Origin of the sequence: Lysobacter antibioticus, assembly GCF_001442535.1 — a bacterium.
Taxonomy (GTDB): domain Bacteria; phylum Pseudomonadota; class Gammaproteobacteria; order Xanthomonadales; family Xanthomonadaceae; genus Lysobacter; species Lysobacter antibioticus.
The window spans coordinates 956,243-978,450 of record NZ_CP013141.1; the positions used below are offsets into that span (position 1 = coordinate 956,243).

Here is a 22,208-nt window from a genome sequence, read left to right on the forward strand (position 1 = left end):
GGAGTAAGGGTCGCCGAGGCCGGCGACGAGGGATATGTTGCATCGCGATAAAGCGACGTCAATCGACTCGCCGTGCCGATTCGCCGCCGTCATCGTCGCCGGCCGCCGCAATCCTGAACCGGGCAATGCGCCGGCGATCGGGACGAATCGCGTGCAAGCCCCGCAGGCCAAGGCTTGCACGCGATCGCGTCAGTGCGACCCGGTGTTCATTATTCAGGCCGCCTCATGCCGCGGCGCGCATGAGCGCATTGCCGATGGTTATGTCGCCGGCGCCCACGAAAACCGCGAAATCCGACAGCCGACACGGCCGTTGCGCGGAGGACAGGATCGGAAAAGTCCGCTGCCCGCGAGCGCGCCGCCAGCGGCGCCCCTGCAATCGGCCGCGCCGCCCACTTCCCCGCCCGGACCTATGACCCATGCGCCCCCCATCGCCTTCGCATATCCTCCGCGCATTGCGGCCCGGCCGCCCCCTCGACCGAGATCGGATATGCGCCTGTTGCGTCCCTCGCAGCTCTCTTTCGTCCTCACCCCGACCCTGTTGGCCCTCGCCTTGTCGGCCTGCGGGCCGCACGAAACCGCCGCGCCCACCGCCGTGGCCAAGACCGCCGCCGCGCCCGCGGCGAGCTCGGATCCGGCCGTCGACGCCGCCTTCGCCGCGCTGTCCAAGCGCTGGCTCGACGGGGTCATGCAGATCAACCCGGTCAGCGCGACCCAGATCGGCGACCACCGTTTCGACGCCGAGCTCGACGACCTCAGCGCCGCCGGCCGCCAGCGCCAGCTCGACTTCAACCGCAAGCTGCTGGCCGAACTCGACGCCGTCGACGCCACCCGTTTGTCGCGCGAGAACCAGGTCGATGCGGCGATCCTGCGCAATCGCCTGCGTTCGGAAGTGTGGTCGATCGAAACCCTGCAGAACTGGGCCTGGGACCCGATGGTCTACAGCGGCCTGGCCGGCGACGCGATCTACAACCTGATGGCGCGCGAGTTCGCGCCGATGCCGCAGCGCCTGAAGTCGGCGACCGCGCGCATGGAGAAGATCCCCTCGATCTTCGCCCAGGCCCGCGCCAACCTCGACCCGGCGCGGGTGCCGAAGATCCACGCCGAGACCGTCGCCAAGCAGAACGCCGGCGTGCTCAGCCTGATCGACACCTTCATCGCGCCCAACGCCGGCCAGCTCAAGGGCGCCGAGCGCAAGCGCCTGGACGCCGCCGTCGCCGGGCTGCGCAAGGCCGTCGCCGAACAACAGGAATGGCTCGACAAGACCCTGGTGCCGAACGCCAAGGGCAATTTCCGCATCGGCCAGACCTTGTACGACGAGAAGCTGAAGTTTTCGCTCAACTCCTCGCTTTCGCGCGCCGAGATCATGCAGCGCGCGCAATCGGAGCTGGCCCGTGTGCGCGCCGAGATGTACGCGATCGCGCAGAAGGAGCTCAAGGGCAAGCCGGGCGCACCGGAACTGCCGGACAAGCCGAAGCCGGAACAGCAGCAGAAGGCGATCGAAGCCGCGCTCGAGTTGGCCTATGCCGACAAGCCGGCGCGCGACAAGGTCGTCGACTTCGCCAAGCAGACGCTCGAGGAAGCCACGACCTTCACCCGCGCCAAGAACCTGGTGACCGTGCCCGACGCGCCGGTCAAGATCATCCTGATGCCGGAGTTCCAGCGCGGCGTGGCGCTGGCCTATTGCGACTCGCCGGGCCCGCTCGACAAGGGCCTGGATACCTACTACGCGATCTCGCCGATTCCGGACGACTGGAGCGACGCCCAGGTCGATTCCTTCCTGCGCGAATACAACACGCGCATGGTGCATCTGCTGTCGATCCACGAAGCAATGCCCGGCCACTACCTGGAAGGCGCGCATTCGGCCAAGGCGCCCTCGACCCTGCGCGCGGTGCTGCGTTCGGGCGTGTTCGCCGAAGGCTGGGCGGTGTACACCGAGGACGTGATGGCCGATGCCGGTTACCTCGACAACGACCCGCTGTTCCGCCTGGTCCAGCTCAAGTTCTACCTGCGCAGCATCGGCAATGCGATTCTCGACCAGGGCGTGCAGGTCGAAGACTGGAGCCGCGAGCAGGCCATGCAGTTCATGACCCAGCAGACCTTCCAGCAGGAACGCGAAGCCGCCGGCAAGTGGGTCCGCGCCCAACTGACCTCGGCGCAGCTGCCGACCTATTTCGTCGGCGCGCAGGAACACTTCGACATGCGCAAGGCGGTGGAAGCCAAGCTCGGGCCGAAGTTCGACGCCAAGACCTACCACGACCAAGTGCTGTCCTACGGCGCTCCGCCGGTGCGTTTCGTGCGCGAGCTGATGCTGGACGAGCCGATTCTCTGAAGACCGGTTCGCAGCAACGAGAGCCCGCCGCATGGCGGGCTTTTTGTTGGTACGTGCACCTGCGATCTTCCACGTGGCCAATCGCGCATGTGGCCAGCCGGAGTGACGCCGCCGCCGATCGCCCGCGGTCGCGGCTTGCGCCGCTCCTACTCCTTGCAGCGCGGCGCTTGGGTAGGAGCGGCGCAAGCCGCGACCACGCCGCCTCGGCAGCGACTGAACCACGGCCGCCCGCGTCGCCCCACTCCCGGATCGCGGCAGGCGAAGGCCAGAGCCGGTCGACCGGCGATAATCGACCGCTGATACAGGTCGCCACCCGCCTGGAATAGCCTCGCTCACGCTTCCGGATTGACCCCTGCTTTATGTCCCGGGGCGCATAGTGGCGCAGAGCGCAGGCAACAACCTTCGTAATCGGAGAGGTCTCATGTCCAGTGACAACGCCGTGGCGTCGGCAACCCCGCCCTCGGCCGCGCCCGACACGGCACGCGCCGGCGCGGTATCGCGCCCGGTGCGCCGCCGCCGCGGCGCGCGCGTCGACGACACCGTGGATGCGGTCGCCGCCGAAGTGCCGGTCGCCTTGGTCTACAACGGCACGCCGTTCGCGGTGATGATGGCCACGCCCGACGACCTGGCCGACTTCGCCCTGGGCTTCTCGCTCAGCGAAGGCATCGTCGCGCGCGCCGACGAACTGCGGGTCGAGGAAATCGCGACCTCGCTCGAAGGCATCACCCTGCGCCTCGCCATTCCCGAGGCCCGCGCCGCCGCGCTCGAACAACGCCGGCGCAACCTGCAAGGCCGCAGCGGTTGCGGCGTGTGCGGCACCGAAAGCATCGAGGCGGTGCTGCGGCCGCCGCCGCGTCTGCGCGACAGCGCGCCGATCCGCGTCCAGGCCTTGCACCGCGCCTTGCACGAACTGCGCGAACGCCAACCCTTGAACGCCCTGACCGGCGCCACCCATGCCGCCGGCTGGGCCGGCCGCGACGGTCGCGTGTCGTTCGTGCGCGAAGACGTCGGCCGCCACAACGCCCTCGACAAGTTGATCGGCGCGCTGGTCGCCGCCGGCCTCGACCCGTTGCAGGGTTTCGCCGTCGTCACCAGCCGCGCCAGTTTCGAGATGGCGATGAAGGCCGCGCAGGCCGGCATCCCGCTGTTGGCTGCGATCTCGGCGCCGACCACGCTGGCGATCGCGCTGGCCGACTCGGCCGGCCTGACCCTGATCGGCTTCGCCCGCGACGACGGGCACGCGGTCTACACCCATGCGCAGCGCCTGATCGAGAACGGGCCGCGCGACGCGCGCGCCGACGATGGCGGCGACGGCAATGCAACGGAATCGCATTCATGAGCAAGAAGACCATCCGCCCCTACGACGGCCCCGCCGGCGGGTGGGGCGCGTTGCGCAGCGTCGCCCGACACCTGCTCGAACAGGACGTGCCGGTGCACGGCGCGCGCACCCTGCTCTCGGCCAACCAGCCCGACGGATTCGACTGCCCCGGCTGCGCCTGGCCCGATCGCGACCACACCTCGACCTTCGAGTTCTGCGAGAACGGCGCCAAGGCGGTGGCCGCCGAAGCGACCAGGCACCGCGCCACGCCGGAACTGTTCGCCCGATACACGGTCGCCGAGCTCGCGCGCTACAGCGACCATTGGCTGGAGAACCAGGGCCGACTGACCCATCCGATGCGCTGGGACGCGGCCAGCGACCGCTATCTGCCGATCGGCTGGGACGAAGCCTTCGCCCGCATCGGTGCGCATCTGAACGCCCTGGATTCGCCGAACCAGGCCTTGTTCTACACCTCCGGGCGCTGCAGCAACGAAGCCGCCTTCCTGTACCAGTTGTTCGTGCGCGAGTTCGGCACCAACAACTTCCCCGACTGCTCGAACATGTGTCACGAACCCTCGGGCACGGCGATGAAGGCCCAGCTCGGCGTCGGCAAGGGCACGGTGCTGCTGGACGATTTCGAGCTCGCCGATGCGATCTTCATCTTCGGCCAGAACCCGGGCACCAACCATCCGCGCATGCTCGGCGAGCTGCGCAAGGCGGCCAAGCGCGGCGCCGCGATCGTTTCGTTCAATCCCTTGCGCGAACGCGGCCTGGAGAAGTTCGCCGACCCGCAGGACAAACTGGAGATGCTGCACAACGGTTCGACCCGGATCTCCTCGGACTATTTCCAGTTGCGCATCGGCGGCGACCTGGCCGCGGTCAAGGGCATCATCAAGCGCACCCTCGAACTCGACGCACAGGCACAGGGCGAAGGCCGCGAAAGAGTCATCGATATCGCCTTCATCGCCGAGCACACCCGCGGCTTCGAGCGCTTCGCCGCCGACGTCGCCGCCGAGGCCTGGGAGACCATCGAAGCCGAATCCGGCCTGAGCCGCGCCGAGCTCGAACGCGCCGGCGACCTGTATGCGCAAGCCGGCAGCGTGATCTGCTGCTGGGGCATGGGCATCACCCAGCACAAGCATTCGGTCGCGACCATCCACATGCTCGGCAACCTGTTGCTGTTGCGCGGCAACATCGGCCGTCCCGGCGCCGGCCCCTGCCCGGTGCGCGGACACAGCAACGTGCAGGGCGACCGCACCATGGGCATCTACGAAAAGCCGTCGCCGGCCTTTCTCGACCGCCTGCGCGAGGTATTCGATTTCGAGCCGCCGCGCGAACCCGGCCACGACACGGTCGGCGCGATCGAAGCCATGCTCGACGGCCGCTGCAAGACCTTCTTCGGCCTGGGCGGCAACTTCGCCACCGCCACGCCCGACACCGACGCCACGCATCGCGCCCTGCGCGGGTGCGAGCTCACCGTGCACGTCACCACCAAGCTCAATCGCAGCCACCTCGTGCACGGCCGCGACGCCTACATCCTGCCCTGCCTCGGCCGCACCGAGATCGATATCCAGGACAGCGGCCCGCAAGGCGTCACCGTCGAGGATTCGATGAGCATGGTCCACCTGTCGGCGGGCATCAACGCGCCGGCCGCGCCGACCCTGTTGTCGGAACCGGCGATCGTCGCGCGCCTGGCCGCGGCCACCCTGGGCGCACGCAGCAAGGTGCCGTGGCTGTGGCTGGTCGGCGACTACGACCGCATCCGCGACAAGATCGCCGAGGTGTTCGAGGACTTCCACGATTTCAACCGGCGCGTGCGCGTGCCCGGCGGTTTCCACCTCCCCAATGCCGCGGCCGAACGGCGCTGGCTCAATGCCGAGGGCAAGGCGCTGTTCAAGACCCATGCGGTGCCAACCGACCTGCCGGTGCACCGCGCACGCGCCAGCCAGCTGCAACCGGTGTTCACCCTGGCGACGACCCGCTCGCACGATCAGTACAACACCACCATCTACGGCATGAACGACCGCTACCGCGGCGTGTTCGGCGAGCGTCGGGTGTTGTTCATCCATCGCGACGACATCGCCGCGCTGGGCATGAACGCCGGCGACTGGGTCGACCTGGAAAGCCTGTGCGAGGACGGCGTCGAACGCATCGCACGACGCTTCCTGTTGGTCGAGTACAACATCCCGCGCGGCTGCCTGGCCGCCTACTATCCCGAGACCAATGCGCTGGTGCCGCTGTCGAGCTTCGCCGACGAGGCGCGCACTCCGACCTCGAAATCGATCCCGGTGATCGTGCACCCGCATGTGCCGCAAGCAGCGCAGAGCCTGCAAGCGTCCAGGGACATCGGCCTTGTCCGAGTCGACTGAGGCCCTGCTGGCGATGCTGGCCGGCGAAGCCGACGGCGTGTCCCTGCCGCGCCTGTGCAAGCGCCTGGGCCTGCGCATGAGCGTGTTGTTGCGCGAATTGGCCTGGATCGGCGAGGACGCCATCGGCGGCCACACCGGTCCGGGTTGGGTGCGGGTGGAGATGCGCGGCGAAACCCAAGTCGCGGTGTTGACCGAGCGCGGGCGCGAACGGCTGCGAACGGGTGGCGGCGAGCAGCGCGATTAGAGCGCATCGGCGTTTCGAAATAGCCCTGGAAACGCTGGCTACGTCATTATTGTTTTGGCGCGGTCACCGCGCGAGCTGCCCCTCCCCTGGCCGCGGCTCTTGGGTAGGAGCGGCGCGAGCCGCGACCACGAACCTCCATGCGAGGCGTCACTTACGCAACGCCGGTCGTCAAACCATGGACCTCAGAAACTGCGCCCGTCCACCGGCACGACCTTGACCGAGGCCAGGTCGACACCCTCCAGGCAACGCACGTTGATCGCCGTCATCAGCGTACCGTCCGGCATGCTGCCCTGGCTGAAGGACGAAATGCCGCAGTGCTTGCAGAAATGATGGTCGATGCTGTTCCTGTTGAAGTGATACAGGCCCAGGTCGGCCGGATCGGTCTTCAACACGAACGAGGCCCGCGGCACGAACCACAACAGGCCGCCGCGCCGCTGGCACATCGAACAATTGCAGTCGATCGCCTGGTCGATCTCGCCTTCCACCTCGTAAGCGACCTTGCCGCAATGGCAGCCGCCGGAATACTTGGTCATCGCATGCTCCCGCCGCGGTGCGGCGCCCATGAAGACGCGAGGATAACGCCGCCGCGCTATGCTCGTCGCCCTGACTCCCGACACCCCTCGCCGCCTACCCGGCCCGCGCCGCCAATACACCAACGGAGCGCCTCATGGACTCGATCGTCGGCAGTACCATCATCCCGTCCCTGCGTTACCGCAACGCACCCGCCGCGATCGAATGGCTGTGCCGCGCGTTCGGTTTCGAGAAACACGCCGTCTACGCCGACGGCGATACCGTGCACCATGCCCAGCTGACCTATGGGCCGGGCATGATCATGCTCGGCTCGGTCGACGACAGCAGCGAATGGGGCCAGCGCATCGTCCAACCCGATGAGATCGGCGGGCGCGAGACTCAGGCCTGCTCGGTGGTCGTCAGCGACGCCGACGAGCACTATGCGCAGGCGCGCGCGGCCGGCGCCGAGATCGTGGTCGAGATCGCCGACCAGGACTACGGTGGACGCGCGTACACCTGCCGCGACCTCGAAGGCCGACTGTGGTGGTTCGGCACCTACAACCCGTGGAACCTATGAATCGCAAACGCAGCAGCGACTCCGCACCCGGCGACCTGTTCGCCGCCCCCGCCGCCCCGGCTCCGGCCGGCGATTTCGGCGCCGGTCCCGGCCCGGTCGACGGCATCCGCGCCGGCATCGGCGGCTGGACCTTCGTGCCCTGGCGCAACAACTTCTATCCCGAAAAGCTGGTGCAGCGGCGCGAGCTCGAGTTCGCCAGCCGCCAGCTCAGCAGCATCGAGATCAACGGCACCTACTACAGCGCGCAGAAGCCGGCCACCTACGCCAAGTGGGCTACGGAAACGCCGGAGCATTTCGTGTTCTCGCTGAAGGCGCCGGGCCGCATCACCCAGGGCGACGCCCTGGCCAAGGCCGGCAACGGCGCGAAGGCCTTCATCGACGGCGGCTTGAGCGAATTCGGCCAACGCCTCGGGCCGATCCTGTGGCAGCTGACGCCGAACCGCGTCTTCAACCGCGACGACCTCGCTGCGTTCCTCGACAGCTTGCCGCGCACGCTCGACGGCCGCGCGCTCAAGCACGTACTGGAAGTCCGCCATCCGAGCTTCCTCGACGAGGCCTATGTGCGGCTGGCGCGCGAGCACCGCATCGCCACGGTATTCACCGACTCCGACGAATACCCGTCGCTGGCCGACGTCACCGGCGATTTCGTCTACGCCCGCCTGATGCGTTCGCGCAGCGACGTGGCGACCGGCTATCCCGAGTCCGAGCTCGATGACTGGAAGCAACGCGCGCAGGCCTGGGCGCAGGGCCGAGATCGTCCCGAACTACCGCATGTCGCCGCGCCCCTCGAGGGTGGCAAGCCGCGCGAAGTCTTCGTCTATTTCATCAGCGCGGCGAAGGAACGCAACCCGGCGGCGGCGATGCGTTTATTGGAGAAGCTGGGCGCGCGCTAAGCGAGCGAATCCCTGTCGCCGCGACGCCGGCCTGCGGGAAGTCGCGCCGGCGCGCGACACATCGCGGTCGCGGCTCGCGCCGCTCCTACCCCGGTGCACGGCTTTAAGGGTAGGAGCGACGCAAGTCGCGACCGCGTTCGTTCCGATCGCGTCGATTCGATACGGCCATCGATCGCGCACGGACAACCGGCCCTCTCGCCGCCCACGATTCGGTGCCACAATCGCCATACCGCGGCCGCCCCCGAAGGCCTCCGCAGACCCACGTACTGCCGCACCGATCCCACAGCGAGTCTCCGCCATGGCCAGTCGTCGCGATTTCCTCGGTACCGTCTCCCTCGCCGCGAGCGGCTTCGCACTCGCGCCGCTGGCCGCATGCAGCCACGAATCGCCGCCCGCGCCGACGCAGACGCCATCCGCCGAGGTCCCGGCAGCGGCACCGGCCGAAACACCGTTCTCCGGCACCCTTCTCAAACGCACGATTCCGGCGACCGGCGAATCCATCCCGGTGATCGGCATGGGCACCTCGGGCAGCTTCGAGGTCGGCACGGACGCGGCCTCGCGTGCGCCCCTGCGCGAGGTGCTGAAACGTTTCGTCGATGCCGGCGCCAGCGTCATCGACACCGCGCCGACCTACTCCAGCGCCGAGGACGTGCTCGGCGATCTCGTCGCCGAAGCCAAGCTGCGCGAGCGTCTGTTCCTCGCCACCAAGCTCTCCGGCGTCAATGGCCGCGACGAAGGCCTGGCGCAGTTCGAGGCCTCGTTGCGCCGCCTGCGCACCGATCGCATCGATCTGCTGCAAGTGCATAACCTGGGCGACACCCGCACCCAACTCGCGCTCGCGCGCGAACTGAAACAGCAAGGCAAGGTACGCCTGGTCGGCCTGACCCATTACCGCGAACCAGCGCAGGCACAACTCGCGCAAGACATGCGCGCGTTCAAGCCCGACTTCGTCCAGATCAATTATTCGCCGGTCTCGCGCGCGGCCGAACGCACGGTGTTTCCGCTCGCGCGCGAACTGGGCATCGCGGTGATGGTCAACCGCGCCTTCGAGGACGGGCGTTTGTTTTCGCAGGTCAAAGGCAAACCGCTGCCGCCCTGGGCCTCCGAGGCCGGCGCCGATTCCTGGGCGCAGTTGTTCCTCAAGTTCGCCCTCAGCGAAGCGGCGGTGACGGTGGTGATTCCTGCGACGTCCAAGCCGAAGAACCAGACCGACAACCTCAAGGCAGGCGTCGGCCCTGTGCTCGATGCGAAACAACGCGAGGCCCTGGTCGCGGCGATCGGTTGACAGCTTGTTGCCGCCTTGTCGTTGTAGGAACAGCGTAAGCCGCGACCGCGGGACTACCTATTCGCGCCGCGACGACAAGTTGAAACCACCCCGCAAGAACGAAGAGCGCGACAGCCCCGCTGCCGCGCCCTTCGTTTCCATCGCACGCAATGATCAGTAAGCGACGGTGAAGCGCTTGCGCGAATGCGCCGGCTGCTCCAGTTCGTCGATCAAGGCGACCGCATAGTCCTGCACCGAGATGTTGCTCTCGCCCTTGTCGTCGACCAGCAATTGATCGCCGCCGACGCGGTAACGACCGCTGCGTTCGCCCGGCACCAAATGCGCGGCCGGCGACAGGAAACTCCAGTCCAGGCTGCTTTCTTCGCGCAGCGTGGCGAGCACCGTGCGCATGGCTTCGGCGCCGTCGCGGTACTCGGCCGGAAAGCCGGGCTGGTCGAGCACCTGCTGGCCCGGCGCGATCTCCAGGCTGCCGGCGCCGCCGACCACGAGCAGACGCGGCACGCCGGCCTGCTTCAGGCCTTCGACGATCCGGGTATAGCCGGCGACGGTGTCGCGGCCGACGTTCGGGTTCTTCCAGCCGCCGGCGTTGTACGAGGCGATCACCGCATCGTGGCCGCGGGCCAGCGCGGCAACGGTCGCGGAAGCCGCCGCTTCACCGTCGATGCTGGCCGGCTTGGCGGTCAGGCCGTCGTGCGCCTGCAGCGACGAGGTGTCGCGGGCGACCGCGGTGACGCGGTGGCCGCGCTGCAGGGCTTCTTGGAGCAGGGCGCGGCCGACGTAGCCGGTGGCGCCGATCAGGACGATGTTCATGGGGGACTCCCGTAGTGGATTGGACGGGATATAGTCTGCTGACTTACAGACCCCGCGATAATCCAGCCCAGGACGCTATCACCATGAAGCTAGACTTCACGATAGACCGACTCAGACGCATGGCCTTGTTCGCCCGGGTGGTCGAGCTGGGCTCGATGAGCGCGGCCGCCCGCGAACTCGACATGACCCCGTCGGCGGTCAGCCAGCAGTTGCGCCAGCTCGAGACCGAGACCGGCGTGGTTCTGCTGCACCGTTCGACCCGCAAGCTGACCACGACCGAGATCGGCCAGGCCTATTACGAGGACTGCGCGGCGATGCTGCACGCCGCGCGCAGCGCCGACGGCCGCCTCGGCGACCTGCGCGACGAACCGCGCGGCGAGTTGCGCATCGCCGCGCCGATCGGCTTCGCCGCGCATCTGGCGCCGGCGCTGGCGCCATTGATGCGCGCTTATCCCGAACTGTCGCTGCGGATCTTCGCCGACGACCGCCAGATCGACCTGATCGCCGAACGCATCGACCTGGCGATCCGGGTCGGCCGGCTCGCCGACTCCAACCTGATCGCGCGGCGCATGGCCGAGTGGCGGCATCTGCTGCTGGCCTCGCCGGCGTATGCGCAGACCCACGGCCTGCCGCGCACGCCGGAGGAACTCGCCGGCCACTCGATGCTGATCCTCAGCGTGATGAACCAGCCCGAGTACGTGGAGATGCATCGCGACGGCGAACCCTCGCGGCGGGTGCGGATCGGCGGGCGCATCGTCGGCAACAACGCCGAGACCCTCAAGCAGATGATGCTGCAAGGGCTCGGCATCGTCCGCCTGCCCGAGCCGGATGCGGCGCCGGTGCTGGCCGATGGCCGCGCCGTGCATGTACTGCCGGAATGGACGATGGCACCGCTCGGCGTCTACGCGGTGACAGCGCAGCGCGATTCGCAGCCGGCCAAGGTGCGCATGGCGATCGCGGCCTTGCAGGACTATCTGGGGTCGCAGCAGTAGCGGCTGCGTGCTCTCATCCATCCTGCGGGCACCTTCTCCCGCATGCGGGAGAAGGAGAGCGAACGCCCGGGTACCTTAGCCGACGATCTTCGCCAAGGCCCGCACCGGGAACGTGCCCATGCCCTTCACCTTCGGCGGCACCGCGCTGAAGCTGAAGCCTTCGTCGGGCAGCGCGGCGAGGTTGCGCAGGTGCTCGACGATCAGGATGCCGGCGCCGAGCAGGGTCGAGTGCACCGGACGCGTCTTGCCGCGGGTGTCGTCGCGGCTCGTATCGTCGATGTTCATCGAATCGATGCCGACCAGCTTCACCCCGCAATCGCGCAGCCACACCGCCGCGTCTTCGGTCAGGAAAGGATGGCCATCGGCATAGGCCGGCGTGGCGAAGTGCCTGTCCCAACCGGTGTGCACCAACACCGCGCGGCCGCGCAGCTCCAGGTCGCGGAAATAGGCGACGTCGATGCTCTTCACCGACGGGGCGATACGCACCACGATCGCGTCGAGGTCGGCGCAGTCTTCCGCACGGATCTGCGACAGGTCGGCGCCGTCCTCGTAACGGTGCGAGGGGCAGTCGATGTAGGTGCCGGTGTTGGCGACCATGTCGATGCGGCCGATATGGAACTGCGTGCCCTCGGCGTAGATCTCGCGCGAATATTCGCGGCTGAGGTAATCGCAGATGTGCGCGGCCGGCATGCCCGGATAAGTGACCAGGCCGTCCTCGATGGTGTGGCTGAGGTCGACATAACGCGTCGCGCCGTGCTCCAGGCCGCCGGCCTTGCGCTTGTGCGCTTCGACCAGGATCTGCTTGTTGAGGATACGCGCCGGCCCGACCATCAGCAGGCGCAAGTCGCGCACGATGTAGTCGACCAGTTCGGCATCGCCGATGTCGTCGCCGTCGATGTCGAGGCGAAACCCCTGGCCCTGCAGGCCGCCACCGTTGCTGAACTCGATTTCGAAATCGAACTGGACGCGATACTGGATGGAATTCAAGCGAATCTCCGCGAAGGGTTGAGGCGATGGGGATTGTGCGGTTGCGAGTATCTCGCCGATCGGTATCGGCGCACGCTTGAGAGCAGCAGGCCGGCGCACTGTTCTTGCGCGTCCTCCGCGTAGGCGGAGATGACGGTTTGGGGTTCCGGAAGGAGCCGGCACCTGCAACTGCGCAGGGTGACGCGTGAAGCGAGGCCTGGAGTCTTGCCGAATCGATGCCCCGAGACAGCCGACGCAGCCGGCGGCACGGGCACCGCGCCGCTTACTTAGCCGCCCTTTGACTCAACGCGACGCTGCCGAGGATCAACAGCGCGGCGATCAGCATCGTGCCGGTCAACGGCTCGCCGAGCAGCATCCAGCCCCAGGCCACGCCGAACAGCGGCACCAGGTAGGTCACCGCGACCGCGCGGCCGGCGCCGATGCGCTGGATCAGACGGTAGTACATGACGAAGGCGATGCCGGTGCAGAGCACGCCGAGCAAGGCCGCCGACAGCCAGGACTTGGCCGGGATCGCATGAGTCGGCCACTGCGCGATCGCGAACGGCAGGGTCAACAGCGCCGAAGTGCCGAGGGTCGCGGCGGCGACCGCGGCGGCCGGCAGGCCGGTGAGTTGGCGGCGCACCAGGTTGGCGCCGATGCCGTACAGGAAGGCGGCGGTACAACCGGCCGCGACCGCCCAGCCGATGCTCGCACCGGCGGTCTTGCCGCTGGCCAGCACCACCACGCCGGCGAAACCGGCGAACAAGGCAACCGCGCGTTGCATGCCGATCTTCTCGCCGAAGAACAGGAACCCGACCAGCGCGGTGAACAACACCGCCATCGAATTGGTGATCGCGCCGATGCCGGCCGGCGCGCGTTGCGCCGCCCAGGCGAACAGCACGAACGGCACCGCCGAATTGATCACGCCGATCAAGGCGAGCTTGGCCCAGATCGCGCCCTTGAACGATTCGCGCGCCTTCCACAGGAACGGCAACAGGATCAACGCGCCGAGGCCGAGCCGCATTTCCACCAGCGGCAGCGCGCCGAAGTCCTTGGCCGCCACGCGCATGAACAGGAACGACGAACCCCAGATCGCGCCGAGCACGGTCAGCTCGAGCGGCGTGCGCCAGGCGGCGCGCTCGGAGTCGGCGGCGACGACGGCCGGAGATGCGGGGCAGTTGCAAGCCACGTTGGCGGCGAGTTCGGGGGAACGCATGCGCTAAGTCCTCGAAAACGGCGGCCGCGCGATGCGGGCGCCTGCGGGGGAACACGGCCGCACCCGGCCTCGCGGCGGCGCGGTGGGCGCAGCGGCGACGGACGCCGTTGCGCGATACGCAGAACCAAGGCCCGCCATGGCCAAGCGCCATCGAGCGCAGGGCCCGATCGCAGTATCGGTACGCGGCCCGGCTGCGGATATCCGGATCCAATCAAGAACGGATCCGATCAATAGCGGATCGAGTGTTGCGCCGGCTCCGCCGGCAGCTCGCTCAGACGTCCAGAATCGCCAGCGTGCCGCGGCTGCCCGGCGCGACCGCGTGGGCCACGCCCGCGGGCACCACATAGAGCTGCCCGGCCCCGACTTCGACGATCGCACCGCCGATGCTCAGACGCATCGCGCCGTCCAGCACCAGCAGGCCCTCGACGAAATCGTGCGTCTCTTCCTCGTAAGCGCCGGCGTCCATGCGCACCAGCTTGAAGTTGGCGCTGCCGAAACGTCCGACCACGGTCGAGCGCCAGGCGGCGGGCAGTTCGGCGGAGGTCGCAAGCAGGTCGATGAGGCTCATACGCAGGTACTGGGGGGTGGGTCGCGGCGGGTCGTGACAACAATCTGGCTCTTCCCTGACGCCTATTTTGACTGGCCCGCCAGCCAAGACAAGCGCATACTTTGGCGCTCAGGCACAAATAAGATTTGAGGCTGATCATGGCATTGCGGGCAGATTGGTTACCGGCCCTGGCGGCCTTCGAAGCGGCCGCGCGGCATCAGAATTTCGCCCACGCCGCCGAAGAGCTGCATCTGACCGCCAGCGCGGTCAGCCATCACGTGCGCAAGCTCGAAAGCCGGCTCGGCGTGAGCCTGTTCCAGCGCCACGCGCGCGGCGTCGCACTGACCCCGCAAGGGCGCCAACTCGCCGATTCCGCCGGCACCGCCCTGGCCGACATGGACGGCGTGTTGCGCAGCCTGCGGGTCAGCCGCCAGGAGACCGACCGGGTGCGCATCACCACCCTGCACTCGCTGGCCTACACCTGGCTGCTGCCGCGGCTGAGCGAGTTCACCAACACGAACCCGAAAATCCTGCTCAGCCTCGATACCGAGATCGCGCTGGCGCGATTCGACGAAGGCGGCCCCGACCTCGGCATCCGCCACGGCGGCGGCCACTGGCCTGGGCTGACCTCGCATCATCTGATGGACGACGCCTTGTTCCCGGTCGCTTCGCCGACCATGCCCGGCATCGAGCGGATCACCGAGCCGGCGCAGATCGCCGACCTGCCGTTGATCGCCGACCACGCCCGCCAGGGCTGGCACGACTGGTTCCGCGCCGCCGACGTGCACGGCCGCAAGCTCGAAGAGCGCTACACCTTCAGCGACACCACCGACGCCATGATGGCCGCCGCCCACGGCATCGGCGTGGCCCTGGCGCGCGAACAGATCGCCGTGCCCTATCTGCGCTCGGGCCAACTGGTGCGCCTGCCCGGCCCGTCGATGCCGGCGCGCTGGGGCTATTACGCGATCTACCCCGCCCACCGCCGCCTGCGCCCGGCGGCGCAGAGCTTTCTCGATTGGTTGTTGGCGGTGAAGAAGGATTGATTGAGCGACCGGCCGCGTCGCAGCCGCGCGTCCTTTGTAGGAGCGACGTGAGTCGCGACCGCGAATCGATGCGCTGCGAAGGCACGATGCGCCGATAACGTTGCCGCCTCGACCGATCACACGCAGGGATTGGTTCTCGACCCGTCCCTGTCGCGACTCGCGTCGCTCCTACCCCTTGCTGCGCGGCTCCTGGGTAGGAGCGGCGCGAGCCGCGACCGCGATAACGATGGGCTGGGGAAGCACGATGCGCCGATAAGGTTGCCGCCTCGACCGATCACACGCAGGGATTGGTTCTCGACCCGTCCCTGTCGCGACTCGCGTCGCTCCTACCCCTTGCTGCGCGGCTCCTGGGTAGGAGCGGCGCGAGCCGCGACCGCGATAACGATGGGCTGGGGAAGCACGATGCGCCGATAACGTTGCCGCCTCGACCGATCACGCAGGGATCGGTTCTCGACCCGTCCCCTGTCGCGACTCGCGTCGCTCCTACCCCCTTGCTGCGCGGCTCCTGGGTAGGAGCGGCGCGAGCCGCGACCGCGTAAGGTGAGCGCTGCGAAAGCGCGCAGGGCCGAGGGGCTTGCCGCTTCGATCGATTACATCGGGCTTGGTGTCCTACCCGTTCCGTAGTCGCGACTCACGTCGCTCCTACAGGAGGAGGGTTTGCGCTCAATCTTGCGCGGCGGGCTTGCGACGGGGCGCTTTCTTCGCCGCAGCCTTCTTCGCTACCGCCTTCTTGGCCTTCGCCTTTTTCGGCGGCGCGGCGTTGGCTTTGCGCAGGGCGGCCTGGTAGGCCAGGGTCAACCAAGGTTTCATGTCCTGCGGCGAATCCATCGCCGACTCCGGCACCGACCAGAAACTCAGCTCGATGGGTTTGCGCTGGCGCGTGTAGACGAAGGGCTCGCAGCCGGCCGCGCGGAAGCGCGGCGCGGTCTGCGCGTCGACCTTGAGGTAGACCGCTTCATCGGCGATCAAGGCGATCATCAGGCCGTCGTGATAAATGCCATGGCCGCCGAACATGCTGCGCGCCGACAAGGCGCCGAAGCCGGACGCCAGGTCGCGCAGATGGGCGATGAAGGCCTCGCTCACGCGAACGCCTTCATCGCCACCTTCGCCTCGATCAGAAGCGGTGCCACAGACGCACGTAATACGCCGCGCCGTTGAGACCGAACTGGACGCTGTCGAAGATATGGCCGTTGTCGGTTTCGTCGGCGTTCTGGCGAGTCGGCTTGACGTTGAAGATGTTGGCGCCGCCCACCGTCAGCTTCGTATTGTCGGAGAACGAATAGGTCGCGCTGAGGTCGGCCGAGGTCTTGGCCTTGTAGCGCGCATTCGGCACGCCGCCGGCGGTACCCGAGAACGTGCCCAGGGTCTGCGGGCCGAAGTGGATCACCTTGACGTTGCCGGCCCAGGGGCCGCGCGACAGGTCGAAGCCGAGCACCGCCTTCGACTTCGGCGCGCCCTGCTCGATGAACAAGCGCTCGCGCTCCGACAACAGCACGTCTTCGCGGCCCACCAGCGCCGGCGGCGCGTGGATGGCGTTGACCTTGGTGCGGTTGAGGTTGAGGGCGAAGAAGGTGCCGAGCTTGACGTCTTCGCCGAGCTGGCGCTCGTTGTTGAAGGTGAAGTCCAGGCCTTCGGTGCGGGTGTCGACCGAATTGACGAAGAACTGCGCCTGGCCGACGCCGAGGTCGTCGAGGATGCCGCCGATGGTCGGGTCGGTGGTGTCGAAGCGGCCGCTCAGCACGATGCGGTCGTCGATGTCGATGCGGTAGGCATCGAGGGTCAGCGAGGTGTCGGCGGTCGGCGACCAGGTCAGGCCGAGGGTGTAGTTGCGCGACTCTTCCTTGGTCAGCAGCGGCAGGCCGGCGGCGTTGGCGATGGTGCCGCCGTTGGGCGCGATCACCACGTCGACCGGCTCGCCGTTGACGAAGTCGGTGATGGTCGAAGAGAAGAACTTCTGCTGCAGCGACGGCGCGCGGAAACCGGTGCTGGCCGAGGCGCGCAGCATCAAGGTGTCGGTGGCGCGGAAGCCGGCGGCGAGCTTGCCGGTGGTGGTCTTGCCGAAGTCGCTGTAGTCCTCGTAACGCACCGCCACGCCGGCGGTGAAGCGGTCGGTGAAGTCGGCTTCGAGGTCGACGTAGGCGGCCCAGTTGTCGCGCTTGTGGGCGCCGGCGTCGGCCGGCTGGAAGCCCGGGAAGCCCTGGCTGCCGGCGTTGCCGCCCTCGCCCACGCCGTCGGCGTCGATGTATGACCCTGGCTCGCCGGCGAAGATCTTGTAACGCTCGTCGCGACGCTCCAGGCCGAAGGCAACGTTGAGGCCGTTGAAGACCTGGTCGTAGAAACGGCTGACGTCGAAATTGACCGTCTTCTGCTGGAACGAGAAGCCGCCGGCGTCGAAGCTGTCGGCGCTGACGCCGCGGCCGCCGTTGAGCAGGTCGAGGTTGGCGATCGAAGCGTTGAGGGTGTTGTTGATGTCGTAGCGCAGCTCGTTGAAGCCGTAGGTGTAGGACAGGTCGGCGTTCCACTCGCCCATGCTCCAGCGCAGGCCGAGGATGCCGTAGCGGTCCTTGAGCTCGCCGTCGATGAAGGGCACGAAACCGTCCGGGTACATCGCCGCGGAATTGCGCGAGGGGATGTCTTCCGAACCCAGGCCGTCGCGCGCGAACGCCGCTGAGGAGGCATCGCGGTTCTGCACGCCGCCGGTGAAGTACAGGGTCAGGTTTTCGCCGAGGGGCTTCTCGCCGTTGACGAAAATGGTCTCGTTGCGGATCTTCGAGTCGCCGATGATGCGCGGGCTGCCGGCCGGCTCGGAGCGGTCGGAGCGGCCGCGGTCCTGGTATTCGCCGGTGATGCCGATGGTGCCGTCGCTGCCCAGGCCGAAACCGCAGTACGCGGTCGCCAGCCAGTTCTCGCCGTCGCCCTTGGAATACTGGCCGTAGCCGGCGACCGCTTCGCAGCCCTTGCGCTTCTTCAGCGAGATGTTCATGACGCCGGCGATGGCGTCCGAGCCGTACTGGGCGGCGGCGCCGTCGCGCAGGATCTCGACGCTGTCGATGGCCATCAAAGGGATGGTGTTGAGGTCAGTGCCCGTGTTGCCGCGGTTGCGCGCGCCGAACAGGTTGAGCAAGGCGGTGGTGTGGTGGCGCTTGCCGTTGACCAGGACCAGGGTCTGGTCCGAACCCAGGCCGCGCAGCGCCGCCGAGTCGACCAGGTCGGCGCCGTCGGCGCCGCTCTGGCGGGTCGAGTTGAACGAGGGCGCGGCGTATTGCAGCGACTGGGCGAGGTCGAACTGGGCGCCTTCCTCGGTGTTCTTGGCCATGGGCAGCACGTCGACCGGCGAGATCGAGGTGGTGTCGGAGGAGCGCTGGCTGCGGCGCGAACCGAGCACCGACACCGTCTCCAGGGTCCGGGCTTCGCTCTCCTGGGCCGGTGCGGCCTCGGTCTCCTGGGCGGCGGCGCTGCCGGCGAAGAGGCCGCCGGCGACCCACAGCGCGCAATGGACGGCGCTGAACAGGCGGGCACGGCAGAGGGGACGGAGAGGACGGCGGCTGGCTTGCGTCATAGCGAGGATCCTTGGCGGGGCGGGCTGGGCATCCCCTTAGCCTAAAGCCAAGACGCCAGTTCGTGCACAGTCCGCGACTCTGAAATGCAAACAAACGGTGCTCGGGGCCGCGCAATCGATGGCGCGGCACAGGTGCCTGGAGACGGGGCGAGGGGCCGGGGCGTCGGCCGATCGAGGTTGAAAAGGCGGCCGGGCCGGATCGGGACGGTGCCGCGATCGGACGGATTCGTGGTCGCGGCTCGCGCCGCTCCTACCCCTTGGTTGCGCCGCTCTTGGGTAGGAGCGGCGCAAGCCGCGACCGCGAAACTTCGACCGGCGACGATGCCCCGTCGGGCCGTGGATCGGCCGATTCGCAGGTTTGCTTGTCGGCGACGTCGGCTTGTGAATCGACGCGGTCGCGGCTCGCGCCGCTCCTACCCCTTGGTTGCGCCGCTCCTACCCTTGGCTGCGTGCCGCGCTCACTTCGCCCCGGCGGCCGGCTTCGCCACGACCTCAGCCGATTCCACCCAGCGCGCGAAGAACTCGCCCAGGTCGCGGCCGCTCGCGCGCTCCATGGCACGGCGGAAATCCGCGGTGACCACCGAATGCCCGTAGTGCGCACGGGTGTAGGCGCGAACGCCGCCCCAGAATGCGCGCTCGCCGAGTTCCTCGCGCAACAGGTGCAGGACGTAGGCGCCCTTCTGGTACACCACGGCGCGATCGTCGGCGCTCGGCTTGCTCCAGTGCTCGTAGATCAGCGCGTGGTCCTTGCCGGTCTCGCGCAGCTTGTCCAGGCGCCGCTTCCAGCCATCGACCTGTTTGCGATAGGCCTCGTCGCCGAACCGATGCTGCAGATAGGCCGCGGCCATGAAATTGGCGAAGCCCTCGTTGAGCCAGAAATGGCCCCAGTCGCGGCAGGTGACGTAATTGCCCCACCACTGGTGCGCGGCTTCGTGCGCGATCAAGGCCTGCGCGCTCGGGTCGTCGAGCACTTCGCGGCCGTAGGCTTCCGACATCAGCGACAAGCCGGCGAGTTCCTGGCCGATGGTCTTGGCGACCAGCACCTGGCTATAGGTGCCGTTGTAACGGATGCCGGCGCGGCGGCCGAAGAAACGCATCATGTCGGGCGTGTCTGCGAACACCCGGCGCAACTGCGGCGCCTGCAGGTCGCTCGACAGATAACGCAGCACGGCGTTCTCGCTGGTGCCGCCGGCTTCGTTGTAGCGGCCGGCGGCGAAGCCGTAGACATAGCTCGGCATGGCCGCGTCCTGGCGCCAGCGATAGGCCTCGCGGCGGCCGCCGAGCGCCGACTTCGACATCAACCGGCCGTTGCCGACCGCCTTGAGCCCCTCAGGCAAGGTGACGGTGAGATCGAGCGTGGCCCGTTCCTGCGGTGCGTCGATGCAGACCAGCCACTGGCTGGTCGAGAACACGGTGTACAGCTCGTTGCGCTCGGGATGGAATTCCAGGCCGAAACGCGGCGCGCCGCGATAAACGATTTCGATCTCATGGCGCGAACCGGCCGCGGCCGGCGCCGCCAGGCGCACGCTCACGCGCTTGTCGAGCTTGTCGAAACTCAGCGGCTTCTTGTCTTCGCTGACCGCGACGATGTCGAGCTCGCCGGCGTCGAAATCGAAACGTTGCGCGCCCTGGGTGCGGACGATGAAGCGGATCGCGACATGGCCGCGCAAGCTCTTGGCCGCCAGATCCGGCTCGATGCGCGCGGTGTAGTGCAGCACGTCGATGTCGGCGCCGGCGCGCGCGACTTCGCCGGGGGCCTTGCTCGCAGCGGCGAGAGCGGCGAAGGCGGTACAGACGAGGACGCCGGCCGCGATCGTGCGCCGCAACAAGCGGCTGCGCGCACGGGATTGGCCGACCTGGTTTACTGCATCGCGCATCGCTTGCTCCATCCCTTCCCCTGCCGATCGCGGTCCTGCGATTCGTGTCCGCTCGGGCCGACCCAAAGGATCGGGCGTCGATCATCGCCGATGCGGACGCTGCGCTGAACCCATCGGCCGTTCATGGTTTGTCTGCGGTTAGGGATAGCGTTGGATTTGCGCCCCCGATCACTGACAGCGCTGTCATTCGCGGCCAAGGTGCGTACCGTGAGCGCAGGCGCGCGGGCGATCGCGTCGCGGGCGGTCACGCCCACCCACGCCAAGCCCGCGCTTTCCCGCGGCATTGCGCCGCCTGGGCCCGCCTGGGCACGGGACGCCGAAGGCTTGCCCCTGTCAGGAGCCCTCCAGATGGTCACTCGCCGTACTTTCCTCAGCGCCTCCGCCGCCGCGATGGCGGCCGGCGTCGTCGCGCCCTTCGCCTCTCGCGAGGCCGCCGCGGCCGCACCGCAGCGCTTCACCCTCAACCTAGTCAATGCCTCGGGGCAGAACACCGCCTATGCCTATGTGGTCGGTCTGTCGGGCGGGCGCCCCTTGTTCGTGCGCGCCGACGGCGGCAGCTATTACCCGCCCTCGCCCTCGTCGCCGGTGACGCCGCTGGGCCAGGATTGCGCGATCGCGCTCGGCGGCCACGGCTCGTCGACGCGGGTTTCGGTGCCGCGCATGTACGGCGCGCGCATCTACGTGGTCACCGGCAGCAAACTCAATTTCTTCGTCAATCCGGGACCGGCCATCGTCCACCCCAGCTTCCTCAACACCAGCGATCCGAACTTCAACAAGAACTGGACCTTCGCCGAATTCACCTTCAACGAGTACGAGCTGTTCTCCAACATCAGCTACGTCGATTTCGTCGCCGCGCCCCTGGGGCTGTCGCTGCGCTCGCTGTCGGGCCGGGTCGAAACCATCCCCGGCCTGCCCGCCGGTTCGCTCGACCCGATCTGCTACGCGCTGCAACAACAGGCCAGCCGCGAGGGCTCGGCCTGGGACTCGCTGATCCAGCGCGGCAGCAACGGCCTCAATCTGCGTGCGATGAGCGCGCACTACCAGGCCGGCCGCTTCCAGAACTATCTGAGCGGCTATATCAACGCGGTCTGGAGCAAGTACGCCTCGACCACCCTGACCGTCGATACCCAGTCCGGCTTCGGCCGCCTGACCGCGCGCGTCGGCGGCGACGGCCTGCTGCGTTTCAACAACGGCGAAACCTTCGCCCGGCCCAGCACCGCCGACGTGCTGAGCTGCGACAGCGGTCCCTTCAGCCTCGCCGGCGCCAGCGAGGTGCGCAAGGCGATCATTCCGCGCCTGGCTGCGGCCTTGAACCGCACCACCCTGCTCGACAACGCCGACCAGCCCAACGGCGAAGTCGCCAGCCGCTTCTACCGCAACACCCAGACCAACCACTATGCGCGGCTGGTCCACGAGCGCCTGCCGGACAATCGCGGCTACGCCTTCCCCTACGACGACGTCTCGCCGAGCGGCGGCCAGGACTTCAGCGGGGCAGCGCGTTCGGGCGACCCGGACACCTTGACGGTGACCCTGCGCGCCCTGCGCTGACCAAGCTGCCGCGACGATTAGCGCCTTCGCCGTGGCGGACCGGCCGGTCGTGCGCTCGCAACGCACGGCCGGCTGCCCTGCCGCAGCGCAGCAAGCCCTGTCCGGGCCTGGCCTATGATGCGGGC

Annotated in this window: 18 protein-coding genes; 10 read left to right on the forward strand and 8 right to left on the reverse strand. The window is 68.1% G+C overall.

Annotated features, from left to right (window positions below; genetic code table 11):
- Window positions 1-487: 487 nt before the first annotated feature.
- The 4 genes from GLA29479_RS04025 (at window position 488) to GLA29479_RS04040 (ending at window position 6,260) form a co-directional block, all read left to right on the forward strand.
- Window positions 488-2,329, forward strand: coding sequence for a DUF885 domain-containing protein (locus GLA29479_RS04025; protein ID WP_057970849.1), 1,842 nt, complete (start codon window positions 488-490; stop codon window positions 2,327-2,329).
- Between the two features lie 421 nt (window positions 2,330-2,750).
- The gene (gene fdhD / locus GLA29479_RS04030; RefSeq protein ID WP_082638266.1) at window positions 2,751-3,668 is read left to right on the forward strand and encodes a formate dehydrogenase accessory sulfurtransferase FdhD; all 918 of its coding nucleotides are present in this window, start codon (window positions 2,751-2,753) and stop codon (window positions 3,666-3,668) included.
- Complete coding sequence (locus tag GLA29479_RS04035; protein ID WP_057970850.1) at window positions 3,665-6,016, forward strand: FdhF/YdeP family oxidoreductase; 2,352 nt, start codon at window positions 3,665-3,667, stop codon at window positions 6,014-6,016. The genes fdhD and GLA29479_RS04035 overlap by 4 nt, the downstream gene beginning before the upstream one ends.
- A complete protein-coding gene (locus GLA29479_RS04040) occupies window positions 5,952-6,260 on the forward strand; it encodes a hypothetical protein (protein WP_057970851.1) in 309 nt (102 codons plus the stop codon). Before GLA29479_RS04035 ends, GLA29479_RS04040 begins: the two co-directional genes overlap by 65 nt.
- A gap of 182 nt (window positions 6,261-6,442) precedes the next feature.
- On the opposite strand, the gene GLA29479_RS04045 is transcribed toward GLA29479_RS04040, so the two are convergent.
- A complete protein-coding gene (locus GLA29479_RS04045) occupies window positions 6,443-6,793 on the reverse strand; it encodes a GFA family protein (RefSeq protein WP_057970852.1) in 351 nt (116 codons plus the stop codon).
- A gap of 134 nt (window positions 6,794-6,927) precedes the next feature.
- On the opposite strand from GLA29479_RS04045, the gene GLA29479_RS04050 reads away from it, so the two are divergent.
- The 3 genes from GLA29479_RS04050 to GLA29479_RS04060 all read left to right on the forward strand — a co-directional run bounded on the left by GLA29479_RS04050 (window position 6,928) and on the right by GLA29479_RS04060 (window position 9,525).
- A complete protein-coding gene (locus tag GLA29479_RS04050) occupies window positions 6,928-7,347 on the forward strand; it encodes a VOC family protein (RefSeq protein ID WP_057918798.1) in 420 nt (139 codons plus the stop codon).
- On the forward strand, window positions 7,344-8,240 hold the full coding sequence (locus GLA29479_RS04055) for a DUF72 domain-containing protein (protein WP_082638267.1): 897 nt from the start codon (window positions 7,344-7,346) through the stop codon (window positions 8,238-8,240). The genes GLA29479_RS04050 and GLA29479_RS04055 overlap by 4 nt, the downstream gene beginning before the upstream one ends.
- Window positions 8,241-8,538: 298 nt before the next feature.
- Window positions 8,539-9,525 (forward strand): aldo/keto reductase, encoded by a 987-nt coding sequence (locus GLA29479_RS04060; protein ID WP_057970853.1) that lies wholly within the window; start codon window positions 8,539-8,541, stop codon window positions 9,523-9,525.
- A gap of 153 nt (window positions 9,526-9,678) precedes the next feature.
- Here GLA29479_RS04060 and GLA29479_RS04065 read toward each other — a convergent pair whose 3' ends face one another.
- Window positions 9,679-10,335 (reverse strand): NAD(P)-dependent oxidoreductase, encoded by a 657-nt coding sequence (locus GLA29479_RS04065; protein WP_057970854.1) that lies wholly within the window; start codon window positions 10,333-10,335, stop codon window positions 9,679-9,681.
- A gap of 119 nt (window positions 10,336-10,454) precedes the next feature.
- Between GLA29479_RS04065 and GLA29479_RS04070 the strand changes: the two genes are divergently transcribed.
- Window positions 10,455-11,327, forward strand: a complete 873-nt coding sequence (locus GLA29479_RS04070; RefSeq protein ID WP_211265031.1) for a LysR family transcriptional regulator — start codon at window positions 10,455-10,457, stop codon at window positions 11,325-11,327.
- A 75-nt stretch (window positions 11,328-11,402) separates the two neighbouring features.
- Here the strand turns inward: GLA29479_RS04070 and GLA29479_RS04075 are convergent, their stop codons facing one another.
- The 3 genes from GLA29479_RS04075 to GLA29479_RS04085 all read right to left on the reverse strand — a co-directional run bounded on the left by GLA29479_RS04075 (window position 11,403) and on the right by GLA29479_RS04085 (window position 14,077).
- Complete coding sequence (locus tag GLA29479_RS04075; protein WP_237051674.1) at window positions 11,403-12,314, reverse strand: cyclase family protein; 912 nt, start codon at window positions 12,312-12,314, stop codon at window positions 11,403-11,405.
- 262 nt (window positions 12,315-12,576) lie between these two features.
- The gene (locus GLA29479_RS04080) at window positions 12,577-13,509 is read right to left on the reverse strand and encodes a DMT family transporter (RefSeq protein WP_082638268.1); all 933 of its coding nucleotides are present in this window, start codon (window positions 13,507-13,509) and stop codon (window positions 12,577-12,579) included.
- Window positions 13,510-13,780: 271 nt separating this feature from the next.
- Complete coding sequence (locus tag GLA29479_RS04085; RefSeq protein ID WP_057918802.1) at window positions 13,781-14,077, reverse strand: cupin domain-containing protein; 297 nt, start codon at window positions 14,075-14,077, stop codon at window positions 13,781-13,783.
- 137 nt (window positions 14,078-14,214) lie between these two features.
- Here GLA29479_RS04085 and GLA29479_RS04090 point away from each other — a divergent pair, with 137 nt between their 5' ends.
- Window positions 14,215-15,099, forward strand: a complete 885-nt coding sequence (locus GLA29479_RS04090) for a LysR substrate-binding domain-containing protein (RefSeq protein ID WP_057970856.1) — start codon at window positions 14,215-14,217, stop codon at window positions 15,097-15,099.
- 663 nt (window positions 15,100-15,762) lie between these two features.
- Here the strand turns inward: GLA29479_RS04090 and GLA29479_RS04095 are convergent.
- From GLA29479_RS04095 to GLA29479_RS04105, 3 genes are all read right to left on the reverse strand, one after another.
- Complete coding sequence (locus GLA29479_RS04095) at window positions 15,763-16,182, reverse strand: TfoX/Sxy family protein (protein WP_057918804.1); 420 nt, start codon at window positions 16,180-16,182, stop codon at window positions 15,763-15,765.
- Between the two features lie 31 nt (window positions 16,183-16,213).
- Complete coding sequence (locus GLA29479_RS04100; protein ID WP_057970857.1) at window positions 16,214-18,658, reverse strand: TonB-dependent receptor plug domain-containing protein; 2,445 nt, start codon at window positions 18,656-18,658, stop codon at window positions 16,214-16,216.
- 458 nt (window positions 18,659-19,116) lie between these two features.
- Window positions 19,117-20,535 (reverse strand): M1 family metallopeptidase, encoded by a 1,419-nt coding sequence (locus GLA29479_RS04105; RefSeq protein WP_248842795.1) that lies wholly within the window; start codon window positions 20,533-20,535, stop codon window positions 19,117-19,119.
- Window positions 20,536-20,883: 348 nt separating this feature from the next.
- On the opposite strand from GLA29479_RS04105, the gene GLA29479_RS04110 reads away from it, so the two are divergent.
- A complete protein-coding gene (locus GLA29479_RS04110) occupies window positions 20,884-22,083 on the forward strand; it encodes a glycoside hydrolase family 64 protein (RefSeq protein ID WP_057970858.1) in 1,200 nt (399 codons plus the stop codon).
- The last annotated feature ends 125 nt before the right edge of the window (window positions 22,084-22,208 follow it).